This is a genomic window from Mucilaginibacter sp. (genome assembly GCF_035492695.1).
GTDB lineage: Bacteria > Bacteroidota > Bacteroidia > Sphingobacteriales > Sphingobacteriaceae > Mucilaginibacter.
In genome coordinates, this window is the sequence record NZ_DATJJC010000033.1 from 399,584 (window position 1) to 419,689 (window position 20,106).

Here is a 20,106-nt window from a genome sequence, read left to right on the forward strand (position 1 = left end):
TGTACCGGCAACCGCTGGATGGAACTGGCCGAACGTGAGCCCGAACCCAAAATGCTCTTCGGCGAATTCTGGCGCCAGGGTGAAATCTGCATCCTGTTTGCCGATACCAATGTGGGTAAATCCGTTCTCGCCGTACAGATTGCCAACAGCATCTCGCGCCACAGCCAGATACGGCCCTTTGCGCTCAAAACACGCTCGAAAAAGGTGCTGTATGTCGACTTTGAGCTGAGTACCCAACAATTCTACACCCGCTACCGGGACGAAAAAGGCAATTACAACTTTAACGACAAGTTCATACGTGCCGGCTTCAACCCTGCGCGGTATGCTCCGCTTCCGCTTCCATGGCACCGCCCGCGAACGCGACCACCTCGCCACCCCCGCCGATCATCGCCGTGCCCAGCTACCCGCGCGCGTTATCCAATTATCCGCCCGCGGCCACAGTCAGCGGCAGATAAAACAGAAGCTTAACGTATCCCTCGGCCTGGTTAATAAGTTGGTGCGGCAAGCGTAATGTAAGGCTACCAAACTATAAACTGCAAAATCCGCATTCGGACCTTTCATTAAAATAAGCTATACTAATGATGTAAACTGCCAATATAGCCCTCTGGAACACCTTTTAAAAACAAATGATACGTGAAAAATTCCGGTTCAGACAAAATAGCGCAATAAATTTTCCGCTACGCTCAAAATGACAAAATGGTTGATCGGCGCATGATGCTGTTCCGCTTTGCTGTTCCACAAAATAAAGCCAGCCTGCGGCAGGCAAGAACTGAACAAAACAGCACCCCGTCATTGCGAGCGCGAGCGAAGCAACCTCTGCACATGCCAATCAGGAGTACATTCCCGTTAGTCCGGATTTGAAATCCGGACTTCATTAATTTAAAGATTTGCAATCTGCGGTACGGGCATCAAGTTAATCGTCTAATCTGTTTAATCCTGGTTCAGACAATTGCAGCCGCGACAAGGCGTTTAAGTTTTCTCCTCGCTGCGCTCGTTCGAAATGACATCGTTTTTTTAAAATCCTGGTTCAGACAAAAAGCGGCATGCCTGCGCTCATGTTTCGAGAGCCTCAACATGACAGCCTTTTGTTTGCGTAAGCGATGGCAGCGGATACCGGCCCTGCGCCTAATGCCTGTAGCCGTATGAACGTATAGCGCGGCCCGAGGTACGAGGGAAACGCCCAATTAAATTATCCTGAATAGCCGCACGGAGTGCTGCCTTTACTGCGAACATTTAAGAGCGCTGCGCTGAACTCTTAAATGCGTAAGGAAATGTGTTCCACTTCCTGTTTCAAAATTACGGACGGAACAGAACGCAAATCCCAACGTCATTGCGGGCGCGAGCGAAGCAACCCCTGCAAATGCAAATCAGGAGTACATTTCTTTGACTGGCACAGACCGGAGATTGCTTCGTTCCTTGCAATGACGTCGCGGGGGGGAAAGTGTTCCGCTTGCCTGTTCCAACAAATAAAGCCAGCCTGCGGCAGGAACGGAAAAAAATATCCCACAAACAACAAGACCCCTTTCGGGGCCCGTTGCTCATTTTTTTAATTTTTTTTCTATCGCGCTTCGCTGGTTCGATCCGGATGCCTGCTTTGCATCCTCAACTTTCGAGGTACTGGTTTTTGTTTTACGCGCCTCATATTTCAACTCGTGCGGCTGTTCAGAAACCGAACGCCTTTCCACTTTACTTCCTCGGGTTGCCATAATTTATTAGTTAATGTACTTTTGTTAATTTCTGCCGCGGAACATCGAGATGATCCAGATTATGACAGCGATCACGATAATAACCGCTATTACGCCTACGGCGGCGCCTGCTTTAAATATGCCTGCAATAGCTGCGCAACCGCTCAGCATTACCGTTAACATTATCAAAACGGCCGGGAATACTATTTTTTTCACGTTATGCTTATTGTAAGTATCAACCTGCGCTACTATGGTCCTGCAGCTCATCGGCCGGAAAGGTTTGCGTGGCGCCGCTATCCAATTTAACCACGATCTTATCGCCGATGGCATCAACCACTTCGCCTTCGCCCTCCGGTGTATTAACGCGCTGACCTTTTAAAAACAGGTGTTCGTCCATAAAATTAATTTGCTTCATAATCATAGGTGCTCCACTGCGCCACACCTTTGGGCTCTGCATTCGTCACTTCGGCGCTCTTTTCCAGGCTCATCTGTTTGTTCAGTTTTTCCGCCTGTTTCAGCTCCCCGGCCTGGTCATTGTCAAGCACCGTCAGGCCCTTTGTCTCCTGTACGTGAGCAACAGGGTCGGCAATATATTCCCACTCTTTGCCCATGCCCGGCATTTCGCCCTTGTTCCATGGCCCCCGAACTTCGGTACCGTTAGACATATTGAAATACTGCTGGGTAAAGCGCGGATCGGACGCCAGCACGGCAGGCGGAAAATTGGGCTGAATATCGAGCAGTGCTGCTTCAAACATTTTGTAATGAGCAATTTCCCGCGTCATCAGGAACGACAGGGTCTCCTGTACATAAGGGTCTTCCGTAAATTTCATCAAATGCTCGTAAACCAGTTTCGCCCTCGATTCCGAGGCCAGGTTGCTCCGCAGGTCCACGGTCAGGTCGCCGTTTGAATGGATATATGATGCGCACCACGGTATTCCCTGGCTGTTGCGCGGTGTAACGCCGCCACCGGTAATTATGCCGAACTGCGGGTTGGCAAACACTGCCTGGTGAATGATATCCTCTTTAGCAGCCTTGCCATTGAGTACCTGCATAATCTCAGAACTGTCGGCAGCGTTTTTCAGCTCGCCGTTTACGCCTTTAAGCAGCATCTGTATGGTAGCGCCTACGATCTCGAGGTGACTGAATTCCTCTGTGGCGATATCCATCAGCATATCATACTTATCCGGGTGCGGTACTTTGGCGCCAAAGGCCTGGGTAAAATATTGCATGGCGGCCGCCAGTTCGCCATTTTCCCCGCCAAATTGCTCCAGTAGTAAATTGGCAAATCGCGGGTCGGGGCGCGATACCCTGGCATTGTATTGTAGGTCTTTTACATGGTGAAACATAATGATTTTGTTTTAGTAGATGAATAGATACTTTAACAACTATTGACAATAAATTATGTTTTTAATTAATAAATTATTTTAGAATGAAAATATAAAACAATCTTATTACCGAAAAGTTAATCTCATACGGGTTGATCTGACCTGAATTTGTACTATGAATGCAATATCACCCTGGCTGTTAAATGTTAACGCCGCCCTGAACCGTAAAGACCTTGAAACGATTTATAAGAAGGATAGCGCGGGCTTTTATTTTGAACTGGTTAACCTGGACGATTCCCTTTGGTTAACGGTCTCATGGCCAGGTGGCAGCCGTATCGCATTCCGCCTGGCCTATTCACCGGGCGACAAGCTGAACATTACCCATCGGTCAGAAAGTAATAGCGGTATTCGATTGCGTGCAGGTTCGCTCATTGGTAATTACACTATCGATATACAGTTACCAACCACAGCGCAGCCGGTACTCCGGTACACTACAACGCTCATCCCATCGGCTCCGTTACTGTTTCCGTACTGGCCGAGAGACATCGTGCCATTAGGCGCCGCAGGCAGCAACCTGCTGGCCGAAGGAAAAGTACAGGTAAGCCAGGTGGGCAACCGGTCTGGGCAATTATATTTTAGTCTTACCCGGCCCAAAGCGGGCTCGGTATTTTACCTGCAAAACCTCACCGCACTGGCTGACTATAACCAGGCCACAGAAACTTCGGCCGGCAATACTGTAGGCGGTGAGTGGCCCGAAATTGGTTTCGCCCTGCCGCCTACGCTGAAGCAAAAGCCGCTTGAAGCCGGTAAGAATTATGTATTGAGCGATGCATTTGTCGCTTTTTCAGACACGGTGCCGGCAGACGAGCCCGCGATGGTTAAACAATATCTTGACTTCCTGGCTAACATCTATCTTGCCCTGCCAAAGCCTGCGACATCTTATAAACACTGGCCAGAAATACTGCAAAGCGGTCTCACCGACTTGACCGAAAGCCCCGGCTGCTGGTCGCAGGTGTATGGTAACCACTATTTTAATGCCTATGTGTGCGACTATGCCACGCCGCCGGAGATCATGGTGCAACTGGCCGTCCTGCTGCCCCTGCTGGATTATGTGGAGTGGAGCAATGCACAGCTGGAAGTGATGAAAAAGATAAAAGAAGGCCTGCCTGCTTTCTTTGAGGAAAAATATGGCACTATTATGCGCTGGCACCCGAAAGTAGCTGACAAGATGAAGGGTGAGGAAGAACACAAAAAACCGCTGGTAATGGATGCATGGTATTTGCAGCATCCCCTCCTGAATTTATCGCGGCTGGCACTTAAGGGCGATCAACTGGCGAAGAAACTGTTCCTGGACTCACTGGAGTTTGCGATAAAAGTGGCGCATCATTTCAAGTACGAATGGCCGGTTTTTTATAAATTGGATACGCTGGAAGTTATCAAGGCGGAGACCGCGCCGGGCAAGGGCGGCGAAAAAGATGTGCCGGGGCTATATGCTCATATCATGCTCCAGGCATTGGAGCTGACCGGCGAAAAGCGGTATCTTGCAGAAGCTGAAAAGGCCGCTCAAAAACTACAGGGGCTTGGGTTCGATCTTTTTTACCAGGCAAACAATACTGCTTTTTCGGCAGGCGCATTAATACGTTTGTATAAGATCACCCAAAAAGAGATTTACCGGGAATTAAGTTATCTATGCCTGGCAAATATTTTTAAAAATGTACAGCTTTGGGATTGTAACTATGGTTATGGTAATAATTTCCCTACCTTTTTTGCCCTTTTCCCGCTGAAAGATGCGCCGTACACAGCAGTATATGAAGAGCAGGAAGTATTCTGTGCTTTTCACGACTGCCTGCTGCATGCCCGCGACCTGGAGATTGAACCGTCCGCCCGGTTGCTGATGGCGGAGTATATCCGTTTCCTGGTGGAACGCGCCGTTTATTATTACCCTACGATGCTGCCCGAGAAAATGCTCTCGGAAGAAGTGAAGACCGGCGAGGTGGACCCAAAATTGTGGATTGCTTTGGAGGACCTGCACGACGGCTGGGAGAAATCCGGCCAGGTGGGCCAGGAGGTTTACGGCGCGGGCAATGCCTTCGGTATCCTGCCGCGGCATTATATGCAGGTAGTAAAAGCCGGACTGATGGTGTACAGCGATTATCCTACCTACGGATTTTCGCCTAAAAAACATAGACCCGTTACCTTTCGCTTGGCCGGCGACGGGCGGCTGAACTGCAGGCTGATGATAGTGAAAACAGGCAGATCAAAATTACCAGACGTGGTGGTAACCGTCAATGACAGCAAAGAACCACTGAACGGGAAGAAAGTCGCAGGCGGGCACCTGGAGTTTGAAGTACCGGGTGACAGTTCGATTAAGGTCGATTGGAAAAAATGATGTATGGTAGATGATGGCAAATTTCGTCTTATTCCTCTTCCTGCTACACAAAATAGGGCCATTTGCGGCAGGCAGGAACGGAACAACCTAACCCCCCAAAAATTAATGACTTCCTTCATCCCACCAAATGACATTCGTCACTTATGTATCGGGCGTACAACGTATTTTAGATAAAATTTTATTGTAACATGTGGTGGCAGTATGCTTTGGTTTTTATAGGCGCTTTTTTGTTTGACGTGGTGCCCTTTCCCTTTCCGCCTGCCTTTACCATTATGGTACTTTTGCAGGTTGTTTTCGGGCTGGATATATGGCCCGTAATTATCATCGGGGTCATCGGGTCGGTTTTTGGGCGGTATATCCTCACCCTTTATATCCCCTACCTGGCCGAAAGAATATTCAGGAAATCGAAGAACGAAGATGTGCAATTTCTTGGCAACCAAATGAAAGAACAAGGCTGGAAGGGACAGATGGCCATATTAGCATATACGCTGTTGCCGTTACCAACCACGCCGATATTTTTGGCAAGCGGCATGTCGCGCATCAACGCCGTTTACATTATCCCTATGTTTTTGGCGGGCAAGTTTACCAGCGACGCCATTACGGTACATTTGGGAAAGTACGTGACTGAAAACGCCGAGAGTATATTGCAAAATTCTATCTCGTGGCGGTCGATACTCAGCTTTATTATCGGGGCAATACTGTTGTCGGCCGTCCTGTTCATCGACTGGCGCTCGCTTATTCAAAAGAAAAAGTTCCTGCTTAATTTCAGGATATGGAAGTACGATCGTTCTGAAAACAGGGAAATCTGATAGCGGCAACCACGGTTGTTCCGCTTTCTGTCACACAAAATAACGGACGGAACAAACCTCAGGCACCAGTCAACATTCACTACTCACCATTCACTACTCACCATTTACCATTCACTACTGACCATTCACTACTCACTCCCCCTATTCCCCCAGCAGTTTTTTCTTTTGCGCGTCGTACTCCTTTTGGGTGATGGCGCCCTGGTCGAGCAGCTTTTTCAGCTTGGTAAGCTCATCCGCTACGCTGAATTGTGGCGATGCGGCGTTTGATTTGGAATCGTTGCAGGGCGTTACCTCGCACGAGGCGATGGCCTCTTCTATCCAGACATCGCAGGTAGGCAGTCCGCCGGTTTTGATGGTGAAAACCACTTTCTCCTGCCCGCTGGTAAATTGTTTGGCGTTCTTGATCTTCTTGATCACATACCCCCCGCCCGACATATCCTTGCGGGCGCTCATGCCACCACTGCGCCGCGGGTCGGGCGGACCGGGCAATAACTGGTTGATGAGCACATATTTAAAACTGCCGTCCTGCATCGACCCCAGCCCTACGCGCACGGTATCGCCCGGGTGATAGGTTTTTCCGTTGGAGGCTTTGTATTCTTTCAGTGTCTGCGAGAATGCGGCAATAGGTGCTATACACAGCAGCGCCAGGATAATACGTTTCATGATGGTATGTTTTAGGTATAAAGGTTCAATATTAAAAGACGCAACAAGGCCGAAAATGTTTGACAGCAATGCAGCCGGACTTATTTGCTTTCGACACCGTGCCGGCGCGTTAGTTTAAGCAGCGACAGCAATATGATAAGCCCGATTATAAAATAAACGCACAATACCAGTGCTGAATTGCGCATGCTGCCGGTAATATCGTCGATGAGGCCGAAGCTGAACATTCCGCCTACGATGGCGAGCTTTTCGGTAACATCATAAAAGCTGAAGAACGAGGCTGAGTCCGGTATATCCTGCGGTATCAGTTTGGAATACGTAGAACGCGACAGCGATTGTATGCCGCCCATCACCAGCCCCACGATGCCCGCCAGTATGAAAAATTCAATATTCGTGGTAGTAAAATACGCGCCGATGCAAACCAATATCCATATAGCCACTACCCAAGCCAGTACCTTGATATTACCATGCTTATCCGATAACCGCGACATCAGCGTGGCGCCGCCTATGGCCACTATCTGGATGATGAGGATGGTGGTAATGAGCTGTGTTTTATCCATGCCCAGCTCTTTGGCGGCAAAGCTGGCGGCCACCAGCATAATGGTTTGCACGCCCATAGAATAAAAGAAAAAAGCCGGCAGGTAACGTTTTAATATCGGCATATTCTTTACCTGTTTCCACACCTTGCCCAGCTCGATAAACCCGCCGCGCAGGATGTCGTGGGTGTGCGACCTGGCATTCGGGCTGCCTTTGGGCAATATGATAAAGGGGATAAACGCAAAGCCTATCCACCAGATGCCAACCAGCAGGAACGACAGCTGTGAAGCCGTGCCTTGTGTCATACCGAAAGGTGTCGTCAGCACGAAAAAGAAACAGATGAGCTGTAAAATAACGCTGCCGATGTAGCCGTAGGTAAAACCTTTCGCACTTACCTTATCCTGCATATCAAGGCTGGCGATCTCGGGCAGATAGGAGTTATAGAACACAAATCCGCCGCTATACCCTATCGCCGCAAGTCCGAAAAAGATCATGCTTTGTTCCAGCGTTTCTATCTTGAAAAAATACAGCATTCCGCAGGAAATGGCGCCCATCCACGTAAAAAACTGCATGAATATTTTCTTGTTGCCGCGGTAATCCGCTATGGAAGTAAGCATGGGCAGTAATAAAGCCACCACCAGGTAGGCGGCCGCGAGGGTATAATCCTGCAATGCCGTGTTGACGAAACTTTTTCCGAAGAATACTACATGGTTACCGTTCTCCTTGTTGGCCGTAATGGCCACATAATAGGCCGGGAAGATCGTTGATGTAATTACCAGGTTATAGGCCGAATTGGCCCAGTCGAAAAAGGCCCAGGCGCGTATGGTGCGTTTATTGTTTTTAGGTTGCATGGCAGGTTAAAAGTAGAGAAAAATTATTTTAATGATCAAAGTCATGCCCAACTTGTTTCAGCATCTCTCTATCTTTGGAATGACAGGATACTTAGAAACTTTATGAAACACGGACTTCTCATTGATATGGATGGCGTTATCTACAGCGGCGAAACGCTAATAGAAGGCGCTGATAAATTTATAAAACGACTGCTTGACGATAATATACCCTTTACCTTCATGACCAACAACAGCCAGCGCACCCGCCTGGAAACGGTCCGTAAGCTGAAAAGGCTGGGCATCGAGGTAACCGAGGATCATGTTTACACCAGCGCAATGGCTACCGGCAAGTTCCTGGGCGACCAAAGCCCTAATGGTACTACCGCCTATGTTTTAGGCGAGGGCGGCTTGCTGACGAGCCTGCACGAGAATGGCGTTACGCTGGTTGATTCTGATCCCGAGTTTGTTGTATTAGGTGAAGGCAGGAACTTTACTTTGGAAATGGTACAGCGTGCCGTGGATATGATACTCGGTGGCGCCAAATTCATCACCACCAACCGCGACCCATCGCCCAAAAAACCGGGATGGAACAACCTCGGCATCGCCGCAACCACCGCCATGATTGAAGAAGCAAGCGGCCGAAAAGCCTTTGTAACCGGCAAACCAAGCCCGGTGATGATGCGTTCGGCGCGAAAATATTTGGGCCTTGAAACCGCTGAAACAACGGTTGTAGGCGATACGATGGAAACCGATATACAGGGCGGCGTACAAATGGGTTACAAAACGATACTCGTGCTGTCAGGTATCGCAACCAAGGAAAACTTAAGCCATTATGCTTTCAAGCCCGATGTGATTGTAGGTTCGGTAGATAAAATACGTTTCCCGCTTAAATGGTGGTAAAGGGCTGCCTCCCCTTTATAATGACTTTTTTTTGGAGGAAAAGTTAGCAAATTCGGGTCGTTTCAGCCAGCTTTTTTTATTTTTTGATCCGATAAACAGCCGGAAAAAAAAGAAGCAGCCGGATGCTGCCATCATGCAATAGATACCCCATAACGGTAATGTTTTGCCGAGGTCTATCAATAACCCATCGCGACCCAAATTTCCAAAACCCAATAAGGCCGGTAACCTGTACCAATAATAACAAGTCACCCCGGCGGCAGCAAAAAAACCGGTAAGCTTTCTTTCAAATTTATGTTTGGTAATGTTTGAGAGTATCATGTAAATGGTCAATGTCGTCAACAAACCTGTTAACGGCAATTCGTAAGCTGTCAATAACCCATTTAAGGTTCTTACACCGGTGGTATCTGCTACGTGAAACCATCCCCAGATAAAGCCCGGCAGCCCGCCAATGATAAGCACTGAGCTTAGGCGGTGATAAATAGTTTTTACAGACGATCCGGGGTTAATGTTTGGAGTGGAGTCCGGGCATGGTACCACACAATTCATACATTTATCGCAATGCGCGTTAGGCGCTGTTATAAGAACGTTGCCTCCGTACAGTTTTTCAACTGGATGAATTGGGCATAAACCGGAACACCAGGCACTTTTCCATTCATAAAATAAACCTACCGTTATACTAACGCCGGTCGCCGAGATGATTAATATTCCGGTTGCTAAAGCGTTTGTATTAAATATTATATGCCGTAAGGGAACTATTATATACAAAGCCAAAACTGCTGCCAGGTTAAGTATCCCGGTTTGTTTTGCTGATAATTTCTTTCGTTTCGACAAACCCAAATGCCGCGGTAATAAATTAGTAGTGGCCAAAGGGCACACATTACGCCACAGCCCTGCAAATAAAACCAATAGGGCTGGCGCAGCGGGTATCAGGATGTTCCAAAATAACATGATACCAGTTGATGGAAAAAACAAAAGACAATACAAAATAGCTATGCCGCCAAGCCAGACAAAGGACTGAGCAAAGCGCCAGGCAAAAACGGAACGGTAAGGTAGTTGTTGAAATGATTTGATCTGATTTTTTGGATTCGGCATAATAGCATATTCGTCGAACCAAAGTATAGGCTAAGGCTGGTTCCAAAAATGACCAATATCACATAGCTGGATTTTGTTTGTAACGGCAGTCGACAGGGTGAACCGCTGGCGCTGCAACTCTGCCCGATTCCCAGGTAATATTGCCCCCATTAAGGGGCTGGGGTATTCGGTTTATTTCAAATGCGCTCTTAGCATCCAGGCCATTTTTTCGTGTTCTTCCATCAGCCCGGTAATAAAGTCGCTCGTGCCCATATCACCGTATTTATTGCCGATCGGGTCGATATTTCCGCGAATGAACTCGATAATGCTGTTATGGTCTTCTACCAGTTCGCGGATAAAACCCAGGCTGTCATTGGTGCGTTCGGTAAGCTCGGCCAGGTGGGTAAGCTGTAAAAAGCTTTTCAAAGTAGCAGGCGCATAATGCCCCAGCTGTCTTATGCGTTCGGCCACGCTATCCATCGTTTCGTCCAAAGCTTCGTACTGAGATTCGAAAAACAGGTGCATCGAATGGAAATCGGGTCCCTCTACGTTCCAATGCGCGTTGCGGGTTTTTGTATAAAGTACAAATTCGTCTGCCAGTAATTTTGCAAGCTGTTCTGATACTGCCTGCCTGTTTGCGTCGGTAATGCCAATATTGGGTTTCATGGTTGTATGTTTTTAAAGTGAATGCAGAATAGATGATGTTTATTAGCAATACAAATATAAGGTCTTTATTTACCTGGCAGGCATTTTTCGCTGTCATACACAGGTTAAATTATATCTGTATATTTGTTAAGGATGAACATGACACCGCTGCGTATATATTCTAAACATCAACTCACCAAATGGCTCCTCGCGACCGTTTTGGTTTTGAGCCTTTTCAGTTATGCTGGTGTCTCATCCGCCGGCCAGGAAAAGTCGCAAATCTACCACACCGCATTAACGGTAAATTCTAACCCTGCGGTAAAAAAGTGCGTTACCTATTACCGCTCTTTTCATCAGCCTTATGCGGCAAATGCCTGTTTTGATAACCTGATCTATATAAACAGGTTAAGTTTCATCCATAGCCAATCGGTAAAAATACGGTTAATAAAACACAGCGCGCCTTACGTTATTACACAAGCATCATCATTTCTTCATTACAAGGTAATAACCGAGACCGCCGCCGACTCCCCCGCCATCCTGGTTTAATTTCCCATCATTTACTAATTCAAATTAACACAGGTTATCATGTGCTGCAGGATCATTTGCAGCCATTTCATACTTATAAAACATGAAGAAATTTAAAAGATTGCTCCGGCTTTGCAGCCTGGCACTCTTTATGGCGTTGGCCGTAGCAGGTATTGGCATATTTGGTGTCGCGCCTGTTTTAACTAAGGACAGGAAGCTATTTCCGGATATCGAACTAAAGATCGAAAAGGACGACAGCGGCGACACGCACCGGCCACAGGACGAATTATATAAAACCTGACGCTTAACTCAACGCAAATTCCACTGCAGCTTTAGAGTGAATAACTGTTGTATCAAATAAAGGGATATCAGAATCCGTGTTGTTGATGAGTAAAGGTATTTCGGTACAGCCCAGGATAATTCCCTGTGCGCCTCGCGCTACCAGTTTATTGATCACGTCGATATAAAAGCTTTTGGTTTCGGGTTTTAAAATATTACGGCCCAGTTCTTCAAATATGGTGTAGTGTATAAAATCGCGGTCCTTGTCGTCAGGGATAACGATATCGATGCCCCTGTCCGTCAGTTTATCCCTGAAGAATGGCTGTTCCATCGTAAATTTTGTACCAAGCAGCCCCACTTTCGTCAGGCCTTGTGTAACAATGGTATCAGCGGTAACAGTTGCAATATGGATGACCGGCAACTGCACTTTTTGCTCCAGTTCATCGGCTACCTTGTGCATAGTGTTGGCACATAATACAATAGCCTCCGCCCCTGCACCTTTCATACCCATGGCCGCATCGCTCAGCATTTGCAGGGTTTTATCCCAGGCGCCGTTGTCATTGTTGTTTTTTATGTCCTGGTAATTGAACGAATAAATGATGCACTCCGCAAAATTAAGGTCTCCAAGCTTTTCATTGATTCCTTTGTTGATCAGCCTGTAATAATCAATGGTAGATACCCAGCTGATGCCGCCTATGAGCCCTAACTTTTTCATATGGCGAAGGTCTGAATAATAATTCCGGTTGTAGGGGTGAATATATATTTTTATATCCTGCTGACACTTTTACTCGTATGTAGTGTATGGCTCAAATTTGCTGATGCCCGTCAGTATTTTATCGTAATTTCGTATCTTTATTGAACCATGGCAAAGGCAGAAAAACCCGTACAGGAAACCGCAAGCCTGCAATTATTAACCGAAACCGAACGGCTTAAACGGGATATTTACCGCCCCGACATGGAAAAACTACAGCTATTTACCCAAATGCTTCGCAGAAATGCGTTATTAAAAAAGGCTGTCATTCGTCACAAATAACGCTATGGATATTTCAGATGACGAACTGTTGAAATTTTGGCGCAGTCTTAATAACCATCATGTCAGGTATATTATGGTAGGCGGATTTGCCACCCGCTTCCATGGGTTTAACCGTAATACCGAAGATATTGATCTTTGGCTGGAGGACACGCTGCAAAATCGGAAAAATCTAAGAAAAAGCTTTATTGATTTGGACTATGGGGATTTTCCTTCGCTTGAAACAATGGAATTCGTACCCGGCTGGACAAGCTTTTATGTGGGCCAGGCTGTAGAATTAGACATCATGACGCGGATGAAAGGGTTGGAAGATCATACTTTTGATGAATGCTTTGGGCTTGCGTCAATTGCCGACCTGGATGGTCTGCTTGTACCCTTTTTGCATATCAACCAGCTCATTGCAAATAAAAAAGCAGTTAACCGGCCTAAGGATCAGATTGACGTTTTGGAACTGGAGAAAATCAGGAAGATACGGGAAGAAAACTGATTATGTCAAAAAAGGATACCGAACTTCTAAGTAATATCGTCCGATTAATTTTACCTGACAACTTGCCAAATAAAATTAATATTTGTTACATAAACACATGGATATGAAAACGATGGACAGTCGGTGAATTCCAAACTCATCTTTCTAAAGTTATAGAGCAGGTGAAAGCTGGTGGAAAATAGCGATCACTTTTGGTAAGAAAAAAGAAATTGTAGGCTATTTTCTGCCCCAAATACCGGGTGAATATCCCAAGCGCAAATTAGACATATTGGAAGGAAACACATCTGTTGTTTTTAAACCTGATTTCAAAATAGCTGATGAAGATTTTTTGGAATAATTTATCTTCAGTTTATGGACAGTCTTATAACCACATCATTCCAAAAGTGGCTTAGTTACAAAGAGTCCCACGAAATAATCCGCCGCCTTTCACGTTCTTGCTCTTTAGGATATGAATAGGTGCTTTTGTGGGATCGGAATAGTTTTGCTGTTACAAATAGCTGTAGTCGGCTGCGGCATAGTAAGATCGGTCGGTAAAGATCCATCGGGAGAAGAACTTAGCCGGCTGGACACCTTGCCCAACTACAAGAACGGTTCTTTCGAGAACCTGGCTGAACGTGCCGACTCGACAGTCAGGCACAACCTGATGTTTCATCGACGCCCCGAAACAGCCCGGCCCTCCCACTCACTGCCATGGGTTGAAACCGATTTGAAGGCACTTGCCGCGCCAGCACCAACTATCGTTTGGTTTGGCCATTCATCCGTGCTTATCAAAACCGGGCAGGGTAATATACTCATCGATCCTGTTTTCAGCAATCATGCAGGGCCTGTACCCGGAGTAATTACGGCCTTTCCCGGCACTACGCATTACCATGCACTGGATATGCCTCCTATCGACGTGCTGATCATTTCCCATGACCATTACGACCACCTCGACTATCGGACACTGAAAAAATTGAAGGACCGTATTAAAATGGCGGTAGTACCCATGGGCGTAGGTTCGGATCTGATATACTGGGGATTTGATCCTAAGAAGATCATCGAATTGAACTGGAACGGGTCGGCAGTGCTGCCCGGAGGCCTTAAGATCACGGCCACGCCAGCACAGCACCGCAGTAACCGCACTTATGGTAAAGAAAACAAAACACTGTGGGCCTCTTACGTGATACAGGCAGGTAATTACCGGTTGTTTTACAGTGGCGACAGCGGTTACGGGCCACACTTTAAACAAATAGGCCGGCAATATGGCCCGTTTGACCTGGCGTTGCTGGAATGCGGGCAGTACAGCCCGAACTGGCCTTGGACACACCTGTGGTTTGGTCAGGCTGCCCAGGCTGCTGTCGACCTGCGGGCAAGCTTGCTGCAGCCTATTCACTGGGGCAAGTTTGTTGAAGCTGCACAACCATGGAACGAGCCTATCGAAAAGCTGATTCCCGCTGCCGAAAAACTCGATATCCGGGTAAATGTGCCACGTATTGGTGAGCCCTATACGCTGGGCGACCCACCCAGGGATTCAGCCTGGTGGGGGTTTAAGTAAATTAGGCCGTGGGTCTTTTGGATACGACCGATAAAACCGATTTCAAAGGGATCCGAACGCCGCCCGGCTAATTGAAAAATTTTTGGAAAGAAAAATAGGGAGAACGCATTTCTAATTCATTTTGGCTGGACTCACGCTGCGCTGCTCTGGCATAAACAAACATTTGCTGTTCATAGTCACCAATAGCATCCCGGATTGTTTCAAATTTCCCCCCGGTCAGGTTATCGGATAAAATTAATGCATCTACGAGCCCGGTATTTACACCCTGGCCGGCAAATGGCGGCATCAGATGTGCGGCGTCTCCAATAAGTGTTATCGGCAAGGCGCGGTCATTTTTCCATGGTTTATCCAATGGTAATTTCCTTGTCGGCAAACCCTTAAAAAGTGATGTCGACCGGAATAGCTGTTTGTAACTTTCGTCCCATTTTCTAAATCTGCCTGAAAGAAACGATGCTACTTTTTCTGCATTATCAAAGTCAGGCCCGTTGCCGTTAGTCCACTCCAAAGGCTTTCTGAAAATTACGCCATAGGTAAGGACGCCGCCATTAAAAGGGTTTGCAACCAATAAGTTCCCTTCAAAGGCAGTCATTAATCTGTGTCCATCGCATAACCCATAAAATTCCGGGCACCTGAGTTCAGGCTGGCTCACATCACCTTGGATAATAAAAGTTCCGGTCTCTTCGGTTTCAGTGTCCGCTACATAGTTCCTTATTTGGGACATCCCGCCATTTGCGCCAATTACCATATCTGCGGTCGTATCGGGTTTGTCTTCAAAGTGCAACAACCACTTTCCGTGGCGTTCTTCCAGTCCTGTACACTTGCTGTCCCAGGTAACTGTATCGTTTGTTACACTGTCAAGCAGTATTTTTCTTAAATCGTGCCTGTTTATCTCCGGGTTGTCGTGCCGGTTACCAGTTGTTATCTTTTTGGTGTATATCACTTCACCTTTTTCATCAGTCATGATGATCCCCATAGGTATCGCGGCCGAAAAATACCTTTCCAGCAATCCTGCCCTTCTCATAGCTTCCTGCCCTGAGTTTTTGTGCAGGTCTAGCGTCCCGCCCCATATCCTGGCCTCCGGGCTCTTATCCCGTTCGTAAACGGTTACGTTTATTCCTTTTTGTTGTAATAACCTGGCCATGGTCAGTCCGACAGGCCCTCCGCCAATAATGGCCACTTTCTTATCTTTTAATAACATCGTTTTAAATTGTTAACAATGCAAAATTGATAATTTAGATAGGGATAAAATAGCAAATTTTGACTTAAAAATAGGCGTAAAAGACTTTATGAAGATCAATAAAAAACAAACTGTACCTAATATCCTGTTAAGTTTTGCCCGTTTGATGGGGGCCGAAATAAAAAACAGCAGGTTAAAAATTCCGGAAAAATTTGGTACGGGTTATTGTGCCGGGTTCATTCTTAATGAGCACATGCGTATGCTTATCAGCGATTATAAGCTGCATAAGGACGTGGCTGTTAGCAATCCGGATATCAATGCACGCGGGAAAATGATATTTTTCAAGTTTCAAAATATCTTCCTAAAAAAAGCAACAGGGAGGCAGTTAATTGAAACGCCTTCCGTTTTGATCGCGACAAGCCGGATAAATACCGACGAGGTTATTTCGATCCATACAAACACCGCCACTATTAATATTGAAGTAGATGCCAGTTATTTAAACGGACTTTTCGACCTGCCCGAAAAATCGCCGGTTTTACAAAGCCTGTTACAGAACAATCAACCCTTACTGTTCGAGCAAATAGTTTATCCTTCTTTACAAAAAATTGTGGATGAAATTGTGACTGAACCAATAGGTGAAACCTTTGAAATGTTTTTCCTAAGGATAAAGGCAGAAGAATTGATCTGCAGATTATTAATGGAATTGGAAAAACGGGATGAAAAGCATTTGCTCTCTTTAAATAGTCGCGATATACAAATTATTTACAAGATAAAAGAGCAAATGCTTAAACATATAGAAACTCCGCCCGTCATCAAAACATTGGCGGTTAATGCCGGCATGAGCCCAACCAAGCTAAAGCGTGTATTCAGCCAGGTATTTGGCAACAGCATTTTTAACTACTACCAGGGGTTCAGGCTAAAAGAAGCGGCCCGGCTGCTGAAAGAAGAAAAGCTGTCTGTTTCAGACGTAGGTTACAGGCTGGGCTTTACCAATCTCAGCCATTTTTCAAGAGTGTTTGAAAAGCACATCGGGATTAAGCCCAAAAAATTTTCGGCCATATAAGATCGCCTTGATGTGTATGCAAAAAGCCCCGAAAGGGGCTTTTATACGTTGCGCACCACGCGGAACTGCATTTGAACACCTTGAAGATATCTTACTGATAATCAAGTCAATTAAGGAAACAGAGAAGTAGCTCTTTTCGGTTCTATATCTGCCGATAAACTTTACGCTATATTCTGTTAGAAAATGAATAATTTGTTTAATATCATTATAGTGATATTAAACGACGTTATCGCGATTATGCTGAAACTTTAAATTTGTCGTATAGATATTGTTGCCCTTTTGACGTAATAATAATTACCCGTGAGTTTTTTGTCTTTCGGATATAATTAAGCGCTAACATCTTATCAAGCAATGCAGCACTGAGAGAACCGGCAAGATGGTGCTTTCTTTCACTCCAGTCAAGACAGGGTTTGGCAAAAGCCCTGCGATTTTTTTTTAATTCGTCAATGTTAATCCCAAATTCCAGAAGCTGATGGACGATTTTGTAACCTACCAGAAAAATGATAATTTTGCATCAGTCACTCCAAAACTACAATGGCCCGACCAAGACAATACGATGAAGATGCGGTAATTGATAAAGCACTATCGGTGTTTTGGAAAAAGGGGTTTTCTGACACCTCATCGCGTGACTTGATTGCGGCCACAGGTATGAGTAACGGCAGTTTATTCAACAGCTTTGGTGATAAAACAACGCTATACCTGGCCTGCCTTCAGAAATATAACGCTACATACATTGCAGCACTTGAAAGTTTGCTCATTTCTGAACTTCCTTTCAAAGAAAAAATACAAAAGGTGTTTGAAGGCACTGCAAAAAAAGTTTCTGCTACAGATGATTACGAAGGCTGTTTTTTTTTCAATAGTTCGGTTGATAGTGGTATCCATGACGCAGCCATTTCTACATTAACTGCTGCCATTCAACTAAGACTTGAAAAAGCCTTTTGCACTGCCGCCGACCAGGCCAGGGAAAGCAAACAATTGCCAATCGAATCCGACAGCGTTCAAATAGCGCAATACCTTATGATGATTACCACCGGTCTGCGTGCGATGGTCAAAGGCAACGCTTCCGTTGCGGAAATAGATCATATTATCCATTCCGCGCTGAAATTCCTGCCATTTTAAAATAATAAAATAATTTTGGAGCAATTGATCCAATAGTATAGATTTGCAATATTTTGGAGCATTTGCTCTTTAACTATTTATTTCATTATGAAAGCAAATTTAACTTTACTGATTTGCGCCGTGCTGAGCTTCAGCAGCGGGGCGATGGCAGCTCAACCCGGAACAGGAATTGGGGATTTGAAGTTCAGGACCGCTAAAGTAGACGGACTAACTATTTTTTACCGCGAAGCCGGTAATCCGGCTAAGCCAGCAATCCTGCTGCTACATGGATTCCCTTCAACCTCACACATGTATGATGGGTTAATAAACGACCTGGCCGGCAAATATCATTTAATTGCGCCTGACTATCCCGGTTTTGGCAATAGCAGCAAGCCTGATCCCAGCGTCTTTGTTTACAGCTTCGATCACATCGCTGCAATTATGGTTCACTTCATTGAAACCATAGGCCTCAGGAAATTTAGTCTGTACATGCAGGACTATGGAGGGCCTATTGGATTTCGCATAGCATCTGCGTACCCCGGCAAAATTAATGCGCTGATTATCCAGAACGCCAATGCTTACACAGCTGGATTAGGCGACGGTTTTAATAAAATTATGAAAATGGAGCAGGCCGGCGATGAAAAAGGCGTAGCAAATATCCTTCACCAAATCATTTCATTGGACGGTATTAAAGTGCAGTACACGCAAGGCGCTGCAAATCTTGACAATATTGCGCCCGAAACCTATCTAACGGATTTTTATTATGTACAACGTCCCGGTAATGCAGATATCCAGGCAACGCTGTTTTACGATTACCACAACAATTTAACTCAATACCAGGTTTGGCAGCGTTATTTTAAAGAACATCAGCCACCGGCACTGATTGTCTGGGGTAAAAACGACCCGATTTTCACAGCACCCGGTGCGAACGCTTATAGACAAGATCTACCGGGTGCAGAAATCCATTTATTAAATGGCGGACATTTCGCCCTGGTTGAATATCACCGCGAGATAGCTGCCTATATTATTTCTTTTCTCCAAAAAAAGGCATTGAATAATTGATAATCAACGCTAAACAAAAATGGGAACGGTGTTCAAACCGTTCCCATTTGTGCGGAAGAAGGGACTCGAACCCCCACGCCGTGAAGCGCCAGATCCTAAGTCTGGTGCGGCTACCAATTACGCCACTTCCGCATCTTAGGATTTTTAAGAGTCGGCAAAGATAATATTTAAAATGATTCCACCGATTTTTTTTTGTAATTACACCGCTTGAAGGCTGTTAACCAATTCTTTAAAGTATTTTGGAGCACGCAGCAACCGGCTCCCATACCACGAAAACATTTCACCGTCAACAAGTTTAATTTTGGCCTCTCGGAGAAGGGACTCAAACTCCCGGATATGTTGATCTCCAAACGGGTAAGGTTCCGACGATAGCAATACCACATCCGGCTTAGCAGCCAACAATTGTTCGTTACTTACTTCCGGATACCTTTCCGCAGTAAAGGCGTTTACCATGCCGCATTTCTGCAGCATATCGTCAATAAACGTCCCATTACCTGCAACCATGTATGGTTTGCGCCATATCAGGTAAGCCACACGCAGATTGATTTGTTGACTGGTTATATAGCTGAATTGTTGTTTGATCTGATTACTTAACTGCCCGGCATTCTCGCTTTTGCCAACCAACGCTCCCACTTTTCCAATCATATCCAATGCTCCGTCAAGATCACTTATATCGCTCATCCACACCGGGAAAAGTTCCATTAGCTCCTCTATTTGAGTTTGCTCGTTTTCTTCCTTGTTGCCAATGATAAGGTCAGGATTTAATTCTTTTATTAATCTGATATTAAGTTGTTTAGTTCCACCTACCTTTACTTTTTGTTTAACCGTAGCAGCCGGGTGAATACAAAATTTAGTAATGCCAGTGATCTCCTCATCCAGTCCCAGGTCAAACAATAGTTCGGTTTGAGAAGGGACGATAGAAATTATCTTTTTGGGAATGGAAGCCAATTCCACCGCCCTGTTCATCTGGTCGTAAAATATAGGCATGGATAACCTTTTA

The 20,106-nt window shown here is 45.8% G+C and carries 24 protein-coding genes, 1 tRNA gene and 1 pseudogene; 14 read left to right on the forward strand and 12 right to left on the reverse strand.

Going from position 1 to position 20,106, the window contains the following annotated elements:
- Positions 1-18 precede the first annotated feature (18 nt).
- Both VL525_RS22865 and VL525_RS22870 read left to right on the forward strand, forming a co-directional pair.
- A pseudogene (locus VL525_RS22865) lies at positions 19-264 on the forward strand (AAA family ATPase); the annotation flags it as partial.
- A 58-nt stretch (positions 265-322) separates the two neighbouring features.
- Positions 323-511: a hypothetical protein gene (locus VL525_RS22870; protein WP_414684816.1), complete on the forward strand. Its 189-nt coding sequence runs from the start codon at positions 323-325 to the stop codon at positions 509-511.
- 1,027 nt (positions 512-1,538) lie between these two features.
- On the opposite strand, the gene VL525_RS21995 is transcribed toward VL525_RS22870, so the two are convergent.
- Genes VL525_RS21995 through VL525_RS22010 form a run of 4 tightly spaced genes read right to left on the reverse strand, consistent with a single transcriptional unit; the run spans position 1,539 to position 3,031 of the window.
- The gene (locus VL525_RS21995; RefSeq protein WP_325389775.1) at positions 1,539-1,706 is read right to left on the reverse strand and encodes a hypothetical protein; all 168 of its coding nucleotides are present in this window, start codon (positions 1,704-1,706) and stop codon (positions 1,539-1,541) included.
- A 24-nt stretch (positions 1,707-1,730) separates the two neighbouring features.
- Positions 1,731-1,952 carry a hypothetical protein gene (locus VL525_RS22000; RefSeq protein ID WP_325389777.1) on the reverse strand — a complete coding sequence of 74 codons (222 nt, stop codon included), beginning with the start codon at positions 1,950-1,952 and terminating at the stop codon, positions 1,731-1,733.
- A complete protein-coding gene (locus VL525_RS22005; protein WP_325389779.1) occupies positions 1,921-2,082 on the reverse strand; it encodes a hypothetical protein in 162 nt (53 codons plus the stop codon). The genes VL525_RS22000 and VL525_RS22005 overlap by 32 nt, the downstream gene beginning before the upstream one ends.
- A gap of 4 nt (positions 2,083-2,086) precedes the next feature.
- Complete coding sequence (locus VL525_RS22010; protein ID WP_325389781.1) at positions 2,087-3,031, reverse strand: manganese catalase family protein; 945 nt, start codon at positions 3,029-3,031, stop codon at positions 2,087-2,089.
- 154 nt (positions 3,032-3,185) lie between these two features.
- On the opposite strand from VL525_RS22010, the gene VL525_RS22015 reads away from it, so the two are divergent.
- Entirely contained in the window at positions 3,186-5,399 is a 2,214-nt protein-coding gene (locus VL525_RS22015) for a hypothetical protein (RefSeq protein ID WP_325389783.1), read from the forward strand.
- Positions 5,400-5,587: 188 nt separating this feature from the next.
- On the forward strand, positions 5,588-6,208 hold the full coding sequence (locus VL525_RS22020; protein ID WP_325389785.1) for a hypothetical protein: 621 nt from the start codon (positions 5,588-5,590) through the stop codon (positions 6,206-6,208).
- Between the two features lie 141 nt (positions 6,209-6,349).
- On the opposite strand, the gene VL525_RS22025 is transcribed toward VL525_RS22020, so the two are convergent.
- Positions 6,350-6,871 (reverse strand): SHOCT domain-containing protein, encoded by a 522-nt coding sequence (locus tag VL525_RS22025; protein ID WP_325389787.1) that lies wholly within the window; start codon positions 6,869-6,871, stop codon positions 6,350-6,352.
- A gap of 80 nt (positions 6,872-6,951) precedes the next feature.
- Positions 6,952-8,256, reverse strand: a complete 1,305-nt coding sequence (locus VL525_RS22030; protein WP_325389789.1) for an MFS transporter — start codon at positions 8,254-8,256, stop codon at positions 6,952-6,954.
- A gap of 102 nt (positions 8,257-8,358) precedes the next feature.
- Between VL525_RS22030 and VL525_RS22035 the strand changes: the two genes are divergently transcribed.
- On the forward strand, positions 8,359-9,135 hold the full coding sequence (locus VL525_RS22035; protein ID WP_325389791.1) for an HAD-IIA family hydrolase: 777 nt from the start codon (positions 8,359-8,361) through the stop codon (positions 9,133-9,135).
- A gap of 15 nt (positions 9,136-9,150) precedes the next feature.
- Here VL525_RS22035 and VL525_RS22040 read toward each other — a convergent pair whose 3' ends face one another.
- Entirely contained in the window at positions 9,151-9,681 is a 531-nt protein-coding gene (locus VL525_RS22040; RefSeq protein ID WP_325389793.1) for a hypothetical protein, read from the reverse strand.
- A gap of 148 nt (positions 9,682-9,829) precedes the next feature.
- Here VL525_RS22040 and VL525_RS22045 point away from each other — a divergent pair, with 148 nt between their 5' ends.
- A complete protein-coding gene (locus VL525_RS22045; protein WP_325389795.1) occupies positions 9,830-10,153 on the forward strand; it encodes a hypothetical protein in 324 nt (107 codons plus the stop codon).
- 245 nt (positions 10,154-10,398) lie between these two features.
- On the opposite strand, the gene VL525_RS22050 is transcribed toward VL525_RS22045, so the two are convergent.
- The gene (locus VL525_RS22050; RefSeq protein WP_325389797.1) at positions 10,399-10,872 is read right to left on the reverse strand and encodes a DNA starvation/stationary phase protection protein; all 474 of its coding nucleotides are present in this window, start codon (positions 10,870-10,872) and stop codon (positions 10,399-10,401) included.
- Between the two features lie 132 nt (positions 10,873-11,004).
- Here VL525_RS22050 and VL525_RS22055 point away from each other — a divergent pair, with 132 nt between their 5' ends.
- Complete coding sequence (locus tag VL525_RS22055) at positions 11,005-11,397, forward strand: hypothetical protein (RefSeq protein WP_325389799.1); 393 nt, start codon at positions 11,005-11,007, stop codon at positions 11,395-11,397.
- Positions 11,398-11,479: 82 nt separating this feature from the next.
- Positions 11,480-11,677, forward strand: coding sequence for a hypothetical protein (locus VL525_RS22060; RefSeq protein WP_325389801.1), 198 nt, complete (start codon positions 11,480-11,482; stop codon positions 11,675-11,677).
- A gap of 3 nt (positions 11,678-11,680) precedes the next feature.
- Here the strand turns inward: VL525_RS22060 and VL525_RS22065 are convergent, their stop codons facing one another.
- On the reverse strand, positions 11,681-12,370 hold the full coding sequence (locus VL525_RS22065) for an aspartate/glutamate racemase family protein (RefSeq protein ID WP_325389803.1): 690 nt from the start codon (positions 12,368-12,370) through the stop codon (positions 11,681-11,683).
- 147 nt (positions 12,371-12,517) lie between these two features.
- On the opposite strand from VL525_RS22065, the gene VL525_RS22070 reads away from it, so the two are divergent.
- The 3 genes from VL525_RS22070 to VL525_RS22080 all read left to right on the forward strand — a co-directional run bounded on the left by VL525_RS22070 (position 12,518) and on the right by VL525_RS22080 (position 14,706).
- Complete coding sequence (locus VL525_RS22070) at positions 12,518-12,688, forward strand: hypothetical protein (protein ID WP_325389805.1); 171 nt, start codon at positions 12,518-12,520, stop codon at positions 12,686-12,688.
- A 4-nt stretch (positions 12,689-12,692) separates the two neighbouring features.
- Positions 12,693-13,172 carry a hypothetical protein gene (locus VL525_RS22075; RefSeq protein WP_325389807.1) on the forward strand — a complete coding sequence of 160 codons (480 nt, stop codon included), beginning with the start codon at positions 12,693-12,695 and terminating at the stop codon, positions 13,170-13,172.
- Between the two features lie 481 nt (positions 13,173-13,653).
- Positions 13,654-14,706 (forward strand): MBL fold metallo-hydrolase, encoded by a 1,053-nt coding sequence (locus VL525_RS22080; RefSeq protein WP_325389809.1) that lies wholly within the window; start codon positions 13,654-13,656, stop codon positions 14,704-14,706.
- Positions 14,707-14,773: 67 nt separating this feature from the next.
- Here VL525_RS22080 and VL525_RS22085 read toward each other — a convergent pair whose 3' ends face one another.
- Positions 14,774-15,904 (reverse strand): NAD(P)/FAD-dependent oxidoreductase, encoded by a 1,131-nt coding sequence (locus VL525_RS22085; RefSeq protein ID WP_325389811.1) that lies wholly within the window; start codon positions 15,902-15,904, stop codon positions 14,774-14,776.
- An 88-nt stretch (positions 15,905-15,992) separates the two neighbouring features.
- On the opposite strand from VL525_RS22085, the gene VL525_RS22090 reads away from it, so the two are divergent.
- From VL525_RS22090 to VL525_RS22100, 3 genes are all read left to right on the forward strand, one after another.
- Complete coding sequence (locus tag VL525_RS22090; protein WP_325389813.1) at positions 15,993-16,946, forward strand: AraC family transcriptional regulator; 954 nt, start codon at positions 15,993-15,995, stop codon at positions 16,944-16,946.
- Between the two features lie 534 nt (positions 16,947-17,480).
- Positions 17,481-18,065: a TetR/AcrR family transcriptional regulator gene (locus VL525_RS22095; protein WP_325389815.1), complete on the forward strand. Its 585-nt coding sequence runs from the start codon at positions 17,481-17,483 to the stop codon at positions 18,063-18,065.
- 87 nt (positions 18,066-18,152) lie between these two features.
- On the forward strand, positions 18,153-19,106 hold the full coding sequence (locus VL525_RS22100) for an alpha/beta hydrolase (RefSeq protein ID WP_325389817.1): 954 nt from the start codon (positions 18,153-18,155) through the stop codon (positions 19,104-19,106).
- Positions 19,107-19,156: 50 nt separating this feature from the next.
- Here the strand turns inward: VL525_RS22100 and VL525_RS22105 are convergent.
- Positions 19,157-19,238: transfer RNA gene (locus VL525_RS22105), tRNA-Leu, on the reverse strand.
- Between the two features lie 66 nt (positions 19,239-19,304).
- Positions 19,305-20,093 carry a helical backbone metal receptor gene (locus tag VL525_RS22110; protein ID WP_325389819.1) on the reverse strand — a complete coding sequence of 263 codons (789 nt, stop codon included), beginning with the start codon at positions 20,091-20,093 and terminating at the stop codon, positions 19,305-19,307.
- Positions 20,094-20,106: the final 13 nt, after the last annotated feature.